Source organism: Haloterrigena sp. KLK7, from assembly GCF_037914945.1.
Taxonomy (GTDB): domain Archaea; phylum Halobacteriota; class Halobacteria; order Halobacteriales; family Natrialbaceae; genus Haloterrigena; species Haloterrigena salinisoli.
In genome coordinates, this window is the sequence record NZ_CP149787.1 from 69,134 (window position 1) to 82,919 (window position 13,786).

General features: G+C 66.3%; 14 protein-coding genes and 1 tRNA gene. 7 read left to right on the top strand and 8 right to left on the bottom strand.

Annotated elements, in window-relative coordinates; all coding sequences use genetic code 11:
- Positions 1 to 19: 19 nt before the first annotated feature.
- The 3 genes from WD430_RS00360 to WD430_RS00370 all read right to left on the bottom strand — a co-directional run bounded on the left by WD430_RS00360 (position 20) and on the right by WD430_RS00370 (position 1,678).
- A complete protein-coding gene (locus WD430_RS00360; RefSeq protein WP_345786463.1) occupies positions 20 to 736 on the bottom strand; it encodes a hypothetical protein in 717 nt (238 codons plus the stop codon).
- A 313-nt stretch (positions 737 to 1,049) separates the two neighbouring features.
- Positions 1,050 to 1,472 (bottom strand): hypothetical protein, encoded by a 423-nt coding sequence (locus WD430_RS00365; protein ID WP_339104053.1) that lies wholly within the window; start codon positions 1,470 to 1,472, stop codon positions 1,050 to 1,052.
- Positions 1,472 to 1,678, bottom strand: coding sequence for a hypothetical protein (locus WD430_RS00370; RefSeq protein WP_339104054.1), 207 nt, complete (start codon positions 1,676 to 1,678; stop codon positions 1,472 to 1,474). The genes WD430_RS00365 and WD430_RS00370 overlap by 1 nt, the downstream gene beginning before the upstream one ends.
- A 248-nt stretch (positions 1,679 to 1,926) precedes the next feature.
- On the opposite strand from WD430_RS00370, the gene WD430_RS00375 reads away from it, so the two are divergent.
- Positions 1,927 to 2,934 (top strand): site-specific integrase, encoded by a 1,008-nt coding sequence (locus WD430_RS00375; RefSeq protein ID WP_339104055.1) that lies wholly within the window; start codon positions 1,927 to 1,929, stop codon positions 2,932 to 2,934.
- Positions 2,935 to 3,020: 86 nt separating this feature from the next.
- On the opposite strand, the gene WD430_RS00380 is transcribed toward WD430_RS00375, so the two are convergent.
- A tRNA-Ala gene (locus tag WD430_RS00380) sits at positions 3,021 to 3,092 on the bottom strand.
- A gap of 159 nt (positions 3,093 to 3,251) precedes the next feature.
- Here WD430_RS00380 and WD430_RS00385 point away from each other — a divergent pair.
- The 6 genes from WD430_RS00385 (at position 3,252) to WD430_RS00410 (ending at position 9,159) form a co-directional block, all read left to right on the top strand.
- Positions 3,252 to 4,850, top strand: a complete 1,599-nt coding sequence (locus WD430_RS00385; protein ID WP_339104056.1) for a long-chain-fatty-acid--CoA ligase — start codon at positions 3,252 to 3,254, stop codon at positions 4,848 to 4,850.
- A 277-nt stretch (positions 4,851 to 5,127) separates the two neighbouring features.
- On the top strand, positions 5,128 to 5,598 hold the full coding sequence (locus WD430_RS00390) for a 30S ribosomal protein S15 (protein ID WP_339104057.1): 471 nt from the start codon (positions 5,128 to 5,130) through the stop codon (positions 5,596 to 5,598).
- A gap of 8 nt (positions 5,599 to 5,606) precedes the next feature.
- Entirely contained in the window at positions 5,607 to 6,812 is a 1,206-nt protein-coding gene (locus WD430_RS00395) for an exonuclease (RefSeq protein ID WP_339104058.1), read from the top strand.
- Positions 6,809 to 7,129, top strand: coding sequence for a KEOPS complex subunit Pcc1 (locus WD430_RS00400; protein WP_339104059.1), 321 nt, complete (start codon positions 6,809 to 6,811; stop codon positions 7,127 to 7,129). Before WD430_RS00395 ends, WD430_RS00400 begins: the two co-directional genes overlap by 4 nt.
- Positions 7,126 to 7,764, top strand: coding sequence for a 30S ribosomal protein S3ae (locus tag WD430_RS00405; protein WP_339104060.1), 639 nt, complete (start codon positions 7,126 to 7,128; stop codon positions 7,762 to 7,764). The genes WD430_RS00400 and WD430_RS00405 overlap by 4 nt, the downstream gene beginning before the upstream one ends.
- Positions 7,765 to 7,932: 168 nt before the next feature.
- Entirely contained in the window at positions 7,933 to 9,159 is a 1,227-nt protein-coding gene (locus WD430_RS00410) for an iron-containing alcohol dehydrogenase family protein (RefSeq protein ID WP_339104061.1), read from the top strand.
- Positions 9,160 to 9,182: 23 nt separating this feature from the next.
- On the opposite strand, the gene WD430_RS00415 is transcribed toward WD430_RS00410, so the two are convergent.
- The 4 genes from WD430_RS00415 to WD430_RS00430 all read right to left on the bottom strand — a co-directional run bounded on the left by WD430_RS00415 (position 9,183) and on the right by WD430_RS00430 (position 13,785).
- Positions 9,183 to 9,647, bottom strand: a complete 465-nt coding sequence (locus WD430_RS00415; RefSeq protein WP_339104062.1) for a hypothetical protein — start codon at positions 9,645 to 9,647, stop codon at positions 9,183 to 9,185.
- Between the two features lie 107 nt (positions 9,648 to 9,754).
- A complete protein-coding gene (locus tag WD430_RS00420; protein WP_339104063.1) occupies positions 9,755 to 12,133 on the bottom strand; it encodes an MEDS domain-containing protein in 2,379 nt (792 codons plus the stop codon).
- A 77-nt stretch (positions 12,134 to 12,210) separates the two neighbouring features.
- Positions 12,211 to 12,942, bottom strand: a complete 732-nt coding sequence (gene queC, locus WD430_RS00425; protein ID WP_339104064.1) for a 7-cyano-7-deazaguanine synthase QueC — start codon at positions 12,940 to 12,942, stop codon at positions 12,211 to 12,213.
- An 18-nt stretch (positions 12,943 to 12,960) separates the two neighbouring features.
- Positions 12,961 to 13,785: a 7-carboxy-7-deazaguanine synthase QueE gene (locus tag WD430_RS00430; RefSeq protein ID WP_339104065.1), complete on the bottom strand. Its 825-nt coding sequence runs from the start codon at positions 13,783 to 13,785 to the stop codon at positions 12,961 to 12,963.
- Position 13,786: the final 1 nt, after the last annotated feature.

The following is a 13,786-nucleotide window of genomic DNA, read 5'->3' on the forward strand; positions in this document are numbered from 1 at the left end:
CCAAGACGGGATCGACCGCTCAGACCCAGCCCCAGCGCATGTAGACCATGACGACGATGATCGCCAGCTGGAACCCGCCCTGGACCGCGCTGAGTTTCGCGTTGCGCATCCCGTAGTAGCTGATCACGTCCGGATCGGGATTGGCCGAGACCATCTCGAGGTAGATCCGCGCCTCACCGGGGAGGAGCACGCCGAAACCGAGCACGGTGAGGACGGTGACGATCGCGAGCGCGAGCATGATCGATGGGCTCGTCGGTGCAAAGTCGGGCAGCGTCGTGGCGAGGTACGCGACGTGGGCGACTGCGGCGACCCCGAGGACGGCCAGCCAGCGGCGGTCGCGAAGGGCGTCGAACTGGTGGCCGATCAGAAGGAGCGCTGGAAGGACCGACGCCGTCGAGAACACCGCGATCCACGGGTGAGCGGGATCGAACATTCCCATCCGCATCGCGAGCGAGATCCCGCCGAAGATCGTCACGACGGCGAGCGTCGGCATCAGAAACGTCATCTTCGGGGTAAACCGCTCGAAGACGCTCGCCCGTTCCGAGGTCTCGAGGCCCCCGAGAACCGGCCCGAGCACGAGCGCCATGAACAGGTCGATCCCCGTCCAGAGGACGCCCGCCATGACGTGGACGTAGGTGTGGTGCTCGAGGGTTCCGAACTGGGTGGCGTAGACGAGCGCCGCGATCGGGACGAGGACCGCGCCGACGGCGAACGCCGGATTCGCTCGGTGTCCCATTCCCCTGACCGTACCGTTGACAGTCGCTCCCATACCATCTCGAAGCGGGCGGGATCGGGATAAAAGTCATTGCTGAGCGGAATCTCAATCGGAGCGACGTCGGTGTCGGTGCCAGCTATCACAGCCACAGTTCTCGTCGCTGACTCGAGTTGTACGTCTGTGACTGGGGCGGATGGAACGATCTCGAGACCTTCCTCGAGCATTACAGGGGAAGCTACAGTCCCGAAGCACAAAACGAGAGCGCGGTAGGGTCGGTTGGCTATGAGAGTCGTGTAATCACTGCATTGAGACACCGTTTCCTAGCCCCGTGTTCTTAGTTATCAATAACGAGTTCTTCGACGTGGCTAGCATTGAACTGACTTACAAACTTTTGAGAGAGATCCCGAAGGTGAGTGCGAGATCGCCGGTTGGCATTTGGCTGTGTCTGCTCAAGTCGAATTTTCTCGAAAAGATCGTGGAGAGCAACGTGATGCGTGTATGTCGGCTCTTCCCCAGGATCAGTCGCGGTGTGGAGTATCCAAACAAAACCGTCGGTAGCAATACCGCAAATCGGTCGGTCAGTAGCCATCTGCAGGTATTCGAACGACTCTTTTCGAGCGTTCTCGATTCGACCTGGTTTTTTCACTTCACCGAAATTCGTGACATCGAGGTTTAGTGCGGTGAAATCGGGATAACGGCCACCGAGTCCATTGAAGCCGGTTGGCTGGAATCGAGGCTCATACCCGAGAACCTGCATTACTGGATCGACAATGCACCCTCGATAAATCGTTCCGGCTTCTGTTCAAGTTCACTACCTTGGAGAACCGCACCCTCGAGAATAACCTTCGCAGCGTGCTTCTCCCCCGCCTGTTCATTCAGTACCCGAATGAACCGCTCAATAGCACGAACTAGATTTTGACTCCGTGCTTCGGTTTGAATATCAGATAGGTCGTCCTGCTCCATCGACTCATTGTCTACTTTTCTATCAAATTAACCTATTGGCAATGCTATCCCTGAAGCGCTTGAGGCGAGGGCGCCGGAACGCCGCCCGAAAGGTAGTTCCGGTGATCCGGAATGAATCTCGGAACTTCCGTGGGGACGACACCCCACGCACGGCAGGAGGTATCGCCAGCTAAAAGGTCTGACGACCGCCGCATCTGCGGCGCTCGAGTAGACAGCGACGACGCTCAGTACGGGGGGCTCGAGAACGTATGAGCGACGATCTCGAGCCAATTACACCTCGAGAGGCGGTCGAGTGCTACGTCGCTCACCGGGAGCCAGAGTTAAGCGAAAAGACCCTCCAGAATCACAACTACCGACTCAATTCCTTCGTCGAATGGTGTGAAAAAGTCGGCCTCGAGAACCTCAACGATCTCTCCGGACGAGACTTACACCGTTACCGGGTCTGGCGCCAGCAGGACATCAACCTCGTCACGCACCGCGGGCAACTGGCGACGATCCGGGTCTTCCTCGAGTTCTGCGCCTCGATCGATGCCGTCGAACCGGGAATGCGTGAACGGGTGAAACTTCCCGAGGTCGATCGCGATGAAGACGCACGTGATGAACTGCTTGACGCTGAGCGCGCAGAGCAGATTCTCGGCTATCTCGAGCGGTACAAGCGCGCGAGCCGCGATCACGTTCTCGTCGCGATCCTCTGGCATACGGGGATTCGCCTCGGGAGCCTCCGCGCGGTCGATCTCGAGGACTACGAGCCCGACGAACAGTGTTTCTGGCTCCGCCACCGACCCGAAACGGGAACACCGCTCAAGAATCAGGAACCGGCCGAGCGTGCGATCGCACTCGACGACTATTACTGCGACATTCTCGACGAGTACATCCGATTTCATCGGCACGACGTCACCGACGACCACGGACGCCAGCCGCTCGTGACGAGCGATCGCGGCCGGTTGAGTTCCAGTCAGATACGCTCGGAGGTGTACCGACTCACGGAGCCCTGTATGATCGAGGACTGTCCCCACGATCGCGAGCCAATGGACCGCGAAGCGCGTGAGTACGGACGCTATTCGGAGTGTCCCAGTAGTCTCTCACCACACACGATCCGACGCGGTGCGATCACCCACCAACTCCGGGAGGGTGTCCCAGAACGAATCGTTAGCGACCGATGTGACGTTTCACCGGAGGGTCTCGAACACCACTACGACCGACGTACGGACCGAGCAAAGATGGAGCAGCGACGTGACTTCATCGAGGACCTCTAGGAATCTGGAGACAGCAATCAGCGACAACTGCTGATTGCTCAAACCCAGAATTCAGGGAGTAGAACGCCTGAAACGATAGAATTGTATGGACTCGCCGGGATTTGAACCCGGGGCCTCTCCCATGCCAAGGGAGTGATCTACCTCTGATCTACGAGCCCTCGTACGCATTCCTCCCTTTTCCGCGGGAATAGATAAACCCCTCGAAATACTCGAGCCACCCCACGCATTAGCACACCACTCACACTCCCTCTCACCCGCCTACCAGCGGGGGTAAACATTTGGCCTATAACGTGGTCAGTGGTAACGGGTGCCACAATATGAAACAGGAGATGCTCACCACGGACTTCCTCGAGCGGGCGGTCGACAGCTACGGCGACGTCACCGGCGTCGTCGCCCACGACGGGACGGAGTACACCTACGAGGAAGTCAACGACCGCGTGAATCGGCTCGCACATGCCCTCGAGGACAGCGGCGTCGAACAGGGGGACCGCGTCGCCCTGCTCGCGCCGAACACGCACTACTTCATCGAGACGCTGTACGCGACGAACGAGCTGGGCGCGGTGTTCGTCCCGCTGAACTACCGGCTGGCGTCGGGCGAGTACCAGTACATCCTCGAGGACTGCGCGGCGGGGACGATCATCGCGGACTACGACTACGCCGAGAAGATCGAGGCGATCCGCGACGGAGTCCCGGCGGACACGTTCGTCGGGTATCGAGCCGACGAAATAGACGGTGACTGGGAGGACTACGAGGAGTTCCTCGAGGACCAGCCCACCGACGAACCCGACCGACCCGAGATCAGCGAGGACGACGACGCCAGCATCAACTACACCTCGGGGACGACGGGCGATCCGAAGGGCGTCGTCCGCACCCATCGCACGGAACACTGGCACGCCCTCGTGCTCAACCAGCACATGGAGATCCGAGACGACGACACCTACCTCTGGACGCTGCCGATGTTCCACTGCAACGGTTGGGGCCACACCTACGCGATCACGGGCACTGGCGGGACCCACGTCTGCCAGCGGACCTTCGACGCCGAGGGCGTCTTCGAGCGCGTGCGCGAGTACGACGTTTCGTTCATGTGCGGGGCGCCGACGGTGCTGAACAATCTCATCCAGTACCACGAGGAACACGACGACCTCGAGACCACGGGCGACCGCGACGTTCGCATCGCGACCGCCGGCTCGGCGCCCGCCACGGCCACCATCGAGACCGTCGAGGACGAGTTCGGCTGGCGGATCATCCACATCTACGGGCTCACCGAGACCGCGCCGATCATCACGACGAGCAACTCGCCGCGCAGACTCGCCGAGCGCGGCCGCGAGCTCAAGGTCAAGCAGGGCAGCCAGACGCTCTGTACCGACGTGCGGGTCGTCGACGAGGACGGCGAGGAAGTCCCCCGCGACGGCGAGACCATCGGCGAGATCGTCGTCCGCGGCAACCAGGTGATGGACCGCTATCTCAACAAGCCCGAGGCTACCGAACAGGCCTTCAGCGAGCGCCTCGAGGGCTACTTCCACACCGGTGACCTCGCGACGATCGACGCGGACGGGATGGTCGCGATCCAGGACCGCAAGAAGGACATCATCATCTCGGGCGGCGAGAACATCTCGAGCATCGAGGTCGAGGACGTCCTCTACGACCACCCCGACGTCTTGAAGGCCGCCGTTATCCCCGTGCCCAGCGAGCAGTGGGGCGAGACGCCAAAGGCGCTGATCGTCCCGCGCCAGGAGGCCGATCCGACGACCGACGAGATCCTCGAGTTCGTCGGCGATCGCCTCGCGGGCTACAAGAAACCGACCAGCGTCGACTTCGTCGATGACCTCCCCGAGACCGCGACCGGCAAGGTCCAGAAGTACGAGCTCCGCGAGGAGTACTGGGACGAAGAGGAGACGCGCGTGGGACAGCAATAATCGGTCGCTCGAGCACTCCCCGCTTTCAGTACTGGGGCTTTCGTGGTGTTTTCGGCGTCGTCGCCCGCTCTCGAGCACCGATCAGCGATGACTCGAGCGTGCCGCTCTAGAAACCCTTTAGTCCGTCCGAACGAAGGGATGCATGGGAAGCGCACGGCCGCAAATCTGACGGTGCCGTCCACTCTTTCGGACGGCTTGGGATTGCGGAAGTGCACGGACAGTCGCACCGCGACTGTCACACGACTTCAGCGGTCAGTGCGGTTCCTATCCTCAACCAATGGCACGAATGCACACCCGCCGTCGCGGCTCGTCCGGATCGGACAAGCCGGCGGCAGACGACCCACCGGAGTGGAGCGACGTCGACGCGGCGGACATCGAAGACCGCGTCGTCGAACTGGCAGAGCAGGGCTACGATCCCAGCCAGATCGGGATGAAGCTGCGTGACGAGGGCGTCACCGGCACGCCGATTCCGGACGTCAAACTGGCGACCGGAAAGAAGATCACCGAGATCCTCGAGGAGAACGACGCGCGATCCGAGTTCCCCGAGGACCTCTACAATCTGATGAAGCGCGCCGTGCGCCTGCGCGAGCACATTCAGGAGAACCCGCAGGACTACCAGAACAAGCGCGCCCTGCAGAACACGGAGTCGAAGGTCCGTCGCCTCGCCGACTACTACCGCGGCGACGAGATCGAGCCGGACTTCACGTACACCTACGACGTCGCGAAAGAGCTCCTCGACGAGGAGTAATCCGCTAGATGGCCACCGAAGGTCGGTCCGCCGAGCCGCCGTCTGCCCCCGCCGCGGAGGCGATCGGGAGCGCCGGCTTCGTTCACCTCGTCGCGCGCGCCGACGGCGACGCGCTGGCCGCCAGCGGCCTGCTCGCGCGGGCGCTGGCCGACCGCGGGACGCCGTTTCAGGTGAGCGTCGGCCGCACCGTCGCCGACCGGACCGACCGCGTTCGCGACCGGGAGGCGGCGGCCGACGACGTCACGGTCGCCATCGGCGCCGTCGACGCGGACGCGACGCGGCTCGACGCCGACGACCGTCCCGCCACGCTGGCTGCCCTCGAGGCCGTTCGCGACCTCGAGGCGGCGCCGGATCACGGCCTCGCGCTCGCGGGGCTCGTGGCCGCCGGGGTCGAACCCGGCGCCGGCGAGAGCGAGTGGGTCCTCGAGACCGCCCGGACGCAGGGCCTGGTCGACCGCCGACCGGGCGTCGCGGTGCCGACGGCCGATCCGGTCGACGGCCTCGCCCACTCGACGCGCCTCCGCGCGCCGTGGTCGGGCGACCTGAGCGCGACGCGGACCGCGCTCGAGGGTCTCGGTGTCGACCTCGCCGCGCCCGACGCATTCGACGCGGACGCCCACCGCGCGATCGGCTCCGCCGTCGCGCTGGACGTCGTCGGCGACGACGACGCGGTGCCGGCCGCGGCCGAGACGGTCCAACGCGTGCTCCGGCCGTACGCGATGGCCGCGCCCGACGCGCCGTTCGAGACGGTCGGCGGCTACGCGGACGTCCTCGAGGCGACCGCCCGCGCGGAACCGGGCACGGGCGCCGCGCTCGCGATGGGCCACGACGCCCGCGAGCCGGCACTGGACGCCTGGCGCGAGTACGGCCGGCGCGCCCACGAAGCGCTCGAGGCCGGCTCGACGGGACGCTACGACGGCCTGTTCGTCGTCGATATCGACGACGGCCCCGTCGAGGCGGTCGCCCGGATCGCCGCGGCCTTCCGGTCGCCGGAAGCGACCGTCCTCGCCGTGGCCGACGGCGAGGGCGAAGCGGCGATCGCCACCCGCGGCAACGAGCCGCTGGGGGCGACCGTCGAAGCGGTCGCTCGAGAGCTCGAGGACGCGGGGATCGAGGGGGTCGCCTACGACGGCGGCCGCCGCCGCGGCTACCTGCGGTACGATCCCGGCGTGGACGAGTCGACGCTGATCCAGCTCGTGAGGGACCGACGATGAGTCGGCGCGCGACCATCCGAACGAGCCACGACGATCCGGAACTCGTCGCGCGGGCGCTGCGCCCGGACAACACCGACGAGATGGAGACGATCGTCGAGCGCGCGGACGGTGATACCGAGACCGAGGGCGCCGTCGTCACGCAGATCGAACGCGAGACGACCGGCGGCCTCCACTCGAACGTCGACGACTACGTGGTCAATCTCGAGGTGGCGATCGACGTCGCCAGCTCCGGACGGAATTCAGGGGAACAGGACGAGCGACCAACGGGCGCGGGGACCGCGTCCGATGCGGACGACGACACTACAGATACACAATGAGTGAACGATCAGTTTCACGCGCGAAACAGGAGAAGCGGTGGTACACCGTCCTGGCACCCGAGCAGTTCGACCGCCAGGAACTCGGCGAAACCCCCGCTGACGAACCGGAAAAGGTCTACGACCGAACCATCGAAACGACGCTCGGCGAACTCAACAACAACGCCAGCGAGAACAACACCAAGCTGACCTTCAAGATCACCGACGTCGGCAGCGACTCGGCGTACACGGAGTTCATCGAGCACTCCCTGACCCGGGACTACCTGCGCTCGCTGGTCCGACGGGGCGCCTCGAAGGTCGAGGCCTACGTCACCGTCCTCACGACGGACGACTACCGCGTCCAGATCCAGCCCGTCGCCTTCACGACCAAGAAGGCCGACGCGAGCCAGGAGAAGGCCATCCGCGACCAGATGGTCCAGATGATCGAGGAGGCCGCCGCCGAGCGCTCCTTCGAGGAGCTCATCGACAGCGTCGTCGAGGGCCGACTCTCCTCGGGGATCTACGGCGAGGCCAAGACGATCTACCCGCTGCGCCGCGTCGAGATCCAGAAGGCCACCCTCGAGGCCCACCCCGAGGAAGTCGCCGAAGAGGAGGCGACCGCGGTCGACGTCGACGAAGACGACGTCGCGGCCGAGTAAGCGAGATTCGAGCGACGCGGGACTCTCGTCGTTTCGAATCGAGATCGATTTTTCTCGAGCCCGGACCCCTCGTCGAGCGGACGCACCGTCCGGAGCGTACTGTCCGTCGGCAGCGAGGAGATCGCCGCTGCGCTCGCTTTTAACAGGACGCGACCTGTACGGCCGTACATGACACCGACCGACTCGAGCGGCCGCGACGCTCCGTTCCGGTTCGACTACGACCCGGCGACGATCCGCTTCGGCACCGGCAGCGTCGACGATCTCGAGGCCGAACTCGAGGCCCTGGGTCTTGAGCGCGCGCTGGTCGTCTGCGGCTCGACGGTCGGCGACACGCCGACGGTGATCGAACCGGTGAAATCCGGTCTCGGCGACCGACTGGCCGGCGTGTTCGACGAGACGACCTCGGCGAAACGCCTCTCGACGGCCCTCGCGGGCCGGGACCGCCTCGAAGCCGAAGACGCCGACGCGATCGTGGCCGTCGGCGGCGGCAGCAGCGTAGACGTCGCGACGGTCGTCAGCGTCCTCGCGGCCAACGGGTACGGGCCGGCGGCCGCCGGCCGGGAACTGGCCGAGACGGGCACGCTACCGGTCCCCGACGAGGGACTGGTGCCGATCGTCGCGGTGCCGACGACGCTGGCGGGGGCCGACCTCTCGAACGTCGCCGGTATCACCGCCGATCCCGACGAGGGACCCGTCGACGAGACGGTCAGCGGCGGCGTCTCCCACCCGGACCTGATGCCCGGGGCGGCGATCTACGACCCCGAACTGGTCGCGACCACGCCGGACTCGATCCTCGCCGGGTCGGCGATGAACGGCTTCGACAAGGGCATCGAGACGCTCTACGCGGGCAACGCGACCCCCGTGACCGACGCGACGGCCAGGCACGGCCTCGAGAAACTCGAGGACGGACTCCGCGCGTTCGGCGACGGGGACCGCGACGTCGAGACCCTCGAGACGGTCCTCGAGGGAATCGTTCTCGTCCAGTACGGTATCTCCCGGCCCGGTGAGACGACGCTCTCGATCGTCCACGCCTTCGGTCACGGGCTGACGCGAGGGTACGACGTCCAGCAGGGGGCCGCCCACGGGATCGTCGTCCCGCACGTCCTCGAGTACCTCTTCGATCAGAACGACGTCGACGCGCGGGCGGGAATGCTCGCGAACGCGCTCGGCGTCGGCGACGCCGCGGACCGCGGCGCGGCGGTCGTCGAGGCGGTGACCGAGATTCGGGACGGGCTCGGTCTCCCCGCGCAGTTGCGCGATGTCGACGGACCTCGGCCCGAGGAGTTCACCGCCGTCGCGGAGGCGATCCTCGCCGACTCGTTCGTGGCCAACGCGCCGCCGGGACTCGATCCCACGGTCGACGAGATCGAGGGGATCCTCGAGGCGGCGTGGTGACCTCGAGCGGGCGAGATACGCGTTCAGCCGTCGGAATCGGTACCCTCGAGCGCCGGCGGTGGCTCGACGCCCCGACGCGGCGGCCGCAGGCCGTCCTGCAACGGCGAGACCAACCACGCCGCGTAGATGCCGGCGATCGTCGCGCCCGCCGCCGCGACGAACAGGACCGTGGGTGCCGCGAGGTGGACGATCTCGAGCAGGGAGAGCCCGGCCCCGCCGCCGAGCAGGAGGCTCGTCGCGGCGGTTCGGATCTCGTCGGGGATCAGAGAGAGCACCCGCTCGCGCCAGTAGACGGCGTAGCAGAACCCACAGAGCGCGCCGAGGACGACGGCGGCCGAGTGCTCCGTCGGTGACGGAACGGCGGTCTCCCGGGTCGCGAAGAAGGCGAACACCGGGAGGCCGACGACGATCCCGACGAGTTCGCCGCGGCGGTCGTCCGGCATCGTCCAGCCGTCCTCGTCGCGAAACCACTCGAGGAGCGGAAGCATCGGTATCGACGTTCGGTCCGTCGTGTTAATAGGTTAACGTTTCCTCGGTCCTCGAGGTCGGAACCGAAACCCGATCTGAACCACCGAGCGCCCTCACCTTCGCTCTCTCACTTTCGGACGGCCGAGTCGGGAAACGTCACGGAGAACGTCGCTCCCTCGCCGGGTTCGGAGTCGACCCGGATCTCGCCGCCGTGGCGCTCGACGATCCGTTGACAGAGCGCCAGGCCGATCCCGGTCCCGTCGTACTCCGCGCGGCTGTGCAGCCGTTCGAACACCTCGAAGATCCGCTCCTGCTCCGCGGGCTCGATGCCGATCCCCTCGTCGCTGACCGAGACGGTCCACTGGGGACCGTCCCGCGTGGCCGCGATCTCGACTCGCGGCGGCTCGTCCCCCGAGTACTCGAGCGCGTTCGACAGCAGGTTCTGGAACAGCTGGTGGAGCTGGTTCCGGTCGCCCGAGACGGTCGGCAGGTCGCCGACCTCGATCTCGGCGCCGGACTCCGCGATCCGGAGCCGGAGGTCCGTCAGGACGTCGTCGATCACGGCCTCGAGATCGACGGGCTCGAACGGATCGCCCTGCGTCTCGACGCGGGAGTACGCGAGCAGCCCGTCGATCATCGCGCGCATGCGCTCGGCGCCGTCGACCGCGAACGCGAGGAACTCCTCGCCGTCCGCGTCCAGTTCCGACTCGTACTCGTTCTCGATCAGTTGGAGATAGCTCGAGACCATCCGCAGCGGTTCCTGCAGATCGTGGCTGGCCGCGTAGGCGAACTGCTCTAACCGCTCGTTGGACTGCCGGAGCCGGTCGATCGTCTCCTCGAGGGTCTCCTCGTAGCGCCGCCGCTCGAGTTCGTACCGGACCCACTGCCCCATCAGGTCGTGGAACGTCCGCTCCGCCTCGGTGAACCCCTCCCGGCGGGGCGTCGACGAGACGAAGAAGAACGTTCTGTCGAGACCGTCCCCGACCGAGAGCCGCGTGCCGAGGTAGGATTCGACGCCGAACTCCTCGTAGGCCGCCGTGCCCTCGAACCCGGCGGCCTCGGGATCGGTGATACACGCGGTGTCGTCGTCCGCGCGGTCCGCGTCGTCGGTGAACACGCGACAGTACGTCTCCGAGAGGTCGACCTCGGCGCCCGGCCGCAGGGAGTCGTGGTCGCCGCTGACGGCCTCGACGACGAACCGGTCGGTCTCGGGGTCGATTCGGGCCAGCCCGCCCAGATCCATCTCGAACCGGTCGCAGCCGAGTTCGAAGATGGCCTGCAGCGTCTCGTCGAACGATCGGTCGGGATCGGACGCGAGCTCGTACAGGCGGCGCTGGGCGCGCTCGCGCTCCTTGCGCTCGCTGATGTCGCGGACGATCGCCAGCAGACACGGGCGGCCGTCGACCGTGATCTTCGACGCCGAGAGCTCCGCCGGGATCGGGTCGCCCTCCTTGGGGAGACAGCTCAACTCGTCGGTCCATCCGCTTCCCTCCTCGAAGACGGTATCGACGAACTCTCGGAACGCCTCCATCTCGTGGGGGTGGCAGTCCGACGGGCCGAGCTCGAGCAGTTCCTCGCGGGAGTAGCCCAGCATCTCGCAGCCGGCCGGGTTGGCCTCGAGGATCTCGTCGGCGGAGGGGTCGTTGATAAAGATCGCGTCCTGGCTGTGCTCGAAGATCTTCCGGAAGCGTTCGGTCGCGCGCTCGAGGGCCGCCTTCGCCGTGGTCCGCTCGCGCAGCGTGGTCGTCATTCGGTCGACCTCGCGGGCGGGCCGATCCGGGCCGAAGAACTCCTCGGGCGGCGTGTAGTAGACGTTCCGAGAGACGACGCCGTCGTGGACGAGCAGCGGGTGCGTGCGGATCACGTCGTGGACGACGTCGGCCGGGAACCGCTCGCGGTTGTACTGGCAGCAGACGGCGTACTCCTCGCCCTCGTAGATCGAGTTGAGGATCGCCTCGTACTCGACGAGTCGGTCGAAGTCGGCGCCGTCGCCGGTGTCGTCCCCGCCGTCACCGTCACCGAGCGCCCACGTCATCTCGGCGGCCGCCCGAATCCCCGAATACCCCGCGTCCTCGGTCGCCGTCGCGAGCGACTCCTCCCAGAACCGGAGCATCGCGTCGCGGTCGAACGCGCCGCTCTCGCGGTAGGTCTCGTCGGGCGTCAGGACCGAGAGCGCCCCTGACTCGAGGGCCTCGTCGACGTCGATACCGTACTCCCGCATGGCCGTCAGGACCGTCTCCCGCGAGTTCTCGTCGGCGATGTACAGACAGCGCTCACCGCGCTCGAGGCCCCGTCGAACGAACGGGATAGCGGCCGCGAACTGCTCGTCGCGGTCCTCGTAGAGGAGCGCGACGTGATCGGTCGAATCGGAGTGATCGTGTCCGTGGTCGCGGCCGTAATCCGCGGACTGGGCGGTCGGTCCCTCGAACGCCGACTCCGCCCGCAGTATCTCGAGTTCCGATTCGCGGGCGAGCCGCCGATCAGCGCGATCCGACCGCTGCGTCATTAGTCGCTAGTACTCGCGGTCGGCCATAAAATGTGAGGGGGAGGTCCGAACGATGGACGGCCGTCCAGCTATCGCCGTCACTCGTCGACGTACGACGGTCGTTCGGCGTACTCGATCGGGTCGCGAACGCCGACGTTCCGGAACGCCTGCAGCCGGAACGCGCAGGCGTCGCAGGTTCCGCAGGCGGGTTCGTTCTCCCGGTAACAGCTCCAGGTGTGCTCGTAGGGGACCTCGAGGTCGACACCGTGTTCGGCGATGTCGGTCTTGGACCACTCGACGAACGGCGCCTCGATCGAGATGCTCGTCTCGGGTTTCGTTCCGACGTCGACCACGTTCTCGAAGGCCTCGAAGAACGCGGGGCGACAGTCCGGATACCCCGAGAAGTCCTCGCTGTGGGCGCCGATGAAGACGGCCTCGCAGTCGTTGGCCTCGGCGTAGGAGACCGCCATCGCGAGCAGGTTCGCGTTCCGGAAGGGGACGTACGAGGTGGGGATCTCGTCGCTCTCCATGTCGGCGTCCGCGACGGCCATCTCGTCGTCGGTCAGACTCGAGGCGCCGATCGCCGAGAGGTGGCCGGTCTCTATCTGTAGGAAGTCGGCGGCGTCGAGTTCGTCGGCGAGTCGCCGGGCGCACTCGAGTTCGCGGTCCTCGGTTCGCTGGCCGTAGGAGGTGTGCAGGGCGTAGATCTCGTAGCCCCGGTCGCGGGCCTCGTAGGCGGCGGTGGCGCTGTCCATGCCCCCCGAGAGGAGGACGACGGCGCGCTCGGAAGACGATTCGTCGGTCGCTGAGTCGGTGGGTGCGTCGGTCATGGCTGTTCGAATCGGTGGTTACGTCTCGGGCGCGTCGTTCCAGAGGTCGACGTGCAGCCGCGGGGTGTACCGGAAGCCGTGCTCCATCGCGAGGTCGGCGACCCGAGTTCGGGTCTCCGCGAGCCGCTCGCGGGTCGCGCCCTCGGGCATCAGGAGCACGTCGTCGTCGCGGATCGGAACGTCGGCGACGTCCCGGAGGTCCGCGAGCAGGTCGAGGACCTCCGGCATGTCGTCCGCGTCGGTGACCACGAACTTCAGCTGGAAGTCGTAGTCCTCGACGAGACCGGCCAGCGCCTCGAGGTCGATGCGATCGGTCTCGTGGCGCTCGGCCCATCGCTCCGCGTCGGCTCCGTCGGCGTCGTCCGGCGCGCGCTCCGGCGTCGGCGTGCTGCTCTCGAGTTTCGGGCTGATCGAGGCGAGGTCGATCGGGGCCTCGCGGTGGATCGTCCCGTTAGTCTCGACGGTGGTGTGGTAGCCGCGGTCGGAGAGCGCCTCGAGGAGATCGACGCTCTCCTCGTGCAGGAGGGGCTCGCCGCCCGTGAGCACGACGTGGTCGGCGTCGTGGGACTCGATCTCGGCGAGGATCTCCTCGAGGCCGAGCCACGCGTGGGTCGGTTCCCAGGAGGTGTGGTAGGAGTCGCAGAACCAACACCGGAGGTTACAGCCGCTCGTGCGGACGAACACCGACGGAACGCCGGCGAGGGTTCCCTCGCCCTGCAGCGAGTAGAACAGTTCGTTGATCGGGAGGCCGTCGTCGGGCCGTTCGCCGCCAGTTCCCGTCTCGTCTCGAGCGTCGGCGCCCTCGTCCGCGCCGTCGCGGTCGACGGAATCGGAGACCGGCATC

Bases quoted from the DNA above. Each gene is read 5' to 3' on its own strand.
- WD430_RS00360 (WP_345786463.1), bottom strand. From the start codon at position 736: ATGGGACACCGAGCGAATCCGGCGTTCGCCGTCGGCGCGGTCCTCGTC.
- WD430_RS00365 (WP_339104053.1), bottom strand. From the start codon at position 1,472: ATGCAGGTTCTCGGGTATGAGCCTCGATTCCAGCCAACCGGCTTCAAT.
- WD430_RS00370 (WP_339104054.1), bottom strand. From the start codon at position 1,678: ATGGAGCAGGACGACCTATCTGATATTCAAACCGAAGCACGGAGTCAA.
- WD430_RS00375 (WP_339104055.1), top strand. From the start codon at position 1,927: ATGAGCGACGATCTCGAGCCAATTACACCTCGAGAGGCGGTCGAGTGC.
- WD430_RS00385 (WP_339104056.1), top strand. From the start codon at position 3,252: ATGAAACAGGAGATGCTCACCACGGACTTCCTCGAGCGGGCGGTCGAC.
- WD430_RS00390 (WP_339104057.1), top strand. From the start codon at position 5,128: ATGGCACGAATGCACACCCGCCGTCGCGGCTCGTCCGGATCGGACAAG.
- WD430_RS00395 (WP_339104058.1), top strand. From the start codon at position 5,607: ATGGCCACCGAAGGTCGGTCCGCCGAGCCGCCGTCTGCCCCCGCCGCG.
- WD430_RS00400 (WP_339104059.1), top strand. From the start codon at position 6,809: ATGAGTCGGCGCGCGACCATCCGAACGAGCCACGACGATCCGGAACTC.
- WD430_RS00405 (WP_339104060.1), top strand. From the start codon at position 7,126: ATGAGTGAACGATCAGTTTCACGCGCGAAACAGGAGAAGCGGTGGTAC.
- WD430_RS00410 (WP_339104061.1), top strand. From the start codon at position 7,933: ATGACACCGACCGACTCGAGCGGCCGCGACGCTCCGTTCCGGTTCGAC.
- WD430_RS00415 (WP_339104062.1), bottom strand. From the start codon at position 9,647: ATGCTTCCGCTCCTCGAGTGGTTTCGCGACGAGGACGGCTGGACGATG.
- WD430_RS00420 (WP_339104063.1), bottom strand. From the start codon at position 12,133: ATGACGCAGCGGTCGGATCGCGCTGATCGGCGGCTCGCCCGCGAATCG.
- queC (WP_339104064.1), bottom strand. From the start codon at position 12,942: ATGACCGACGCACCCACCGACTCAGCGACCGACGAATCGTCTTCCGAG.
- WD430_RS00430 (WP_339104065.1), bottom strand. From the start codon at position 13,785: ATGCCGGTCTCCGATTCCGTCGACCGCGACGGCGCGGACGAGGGCGCC.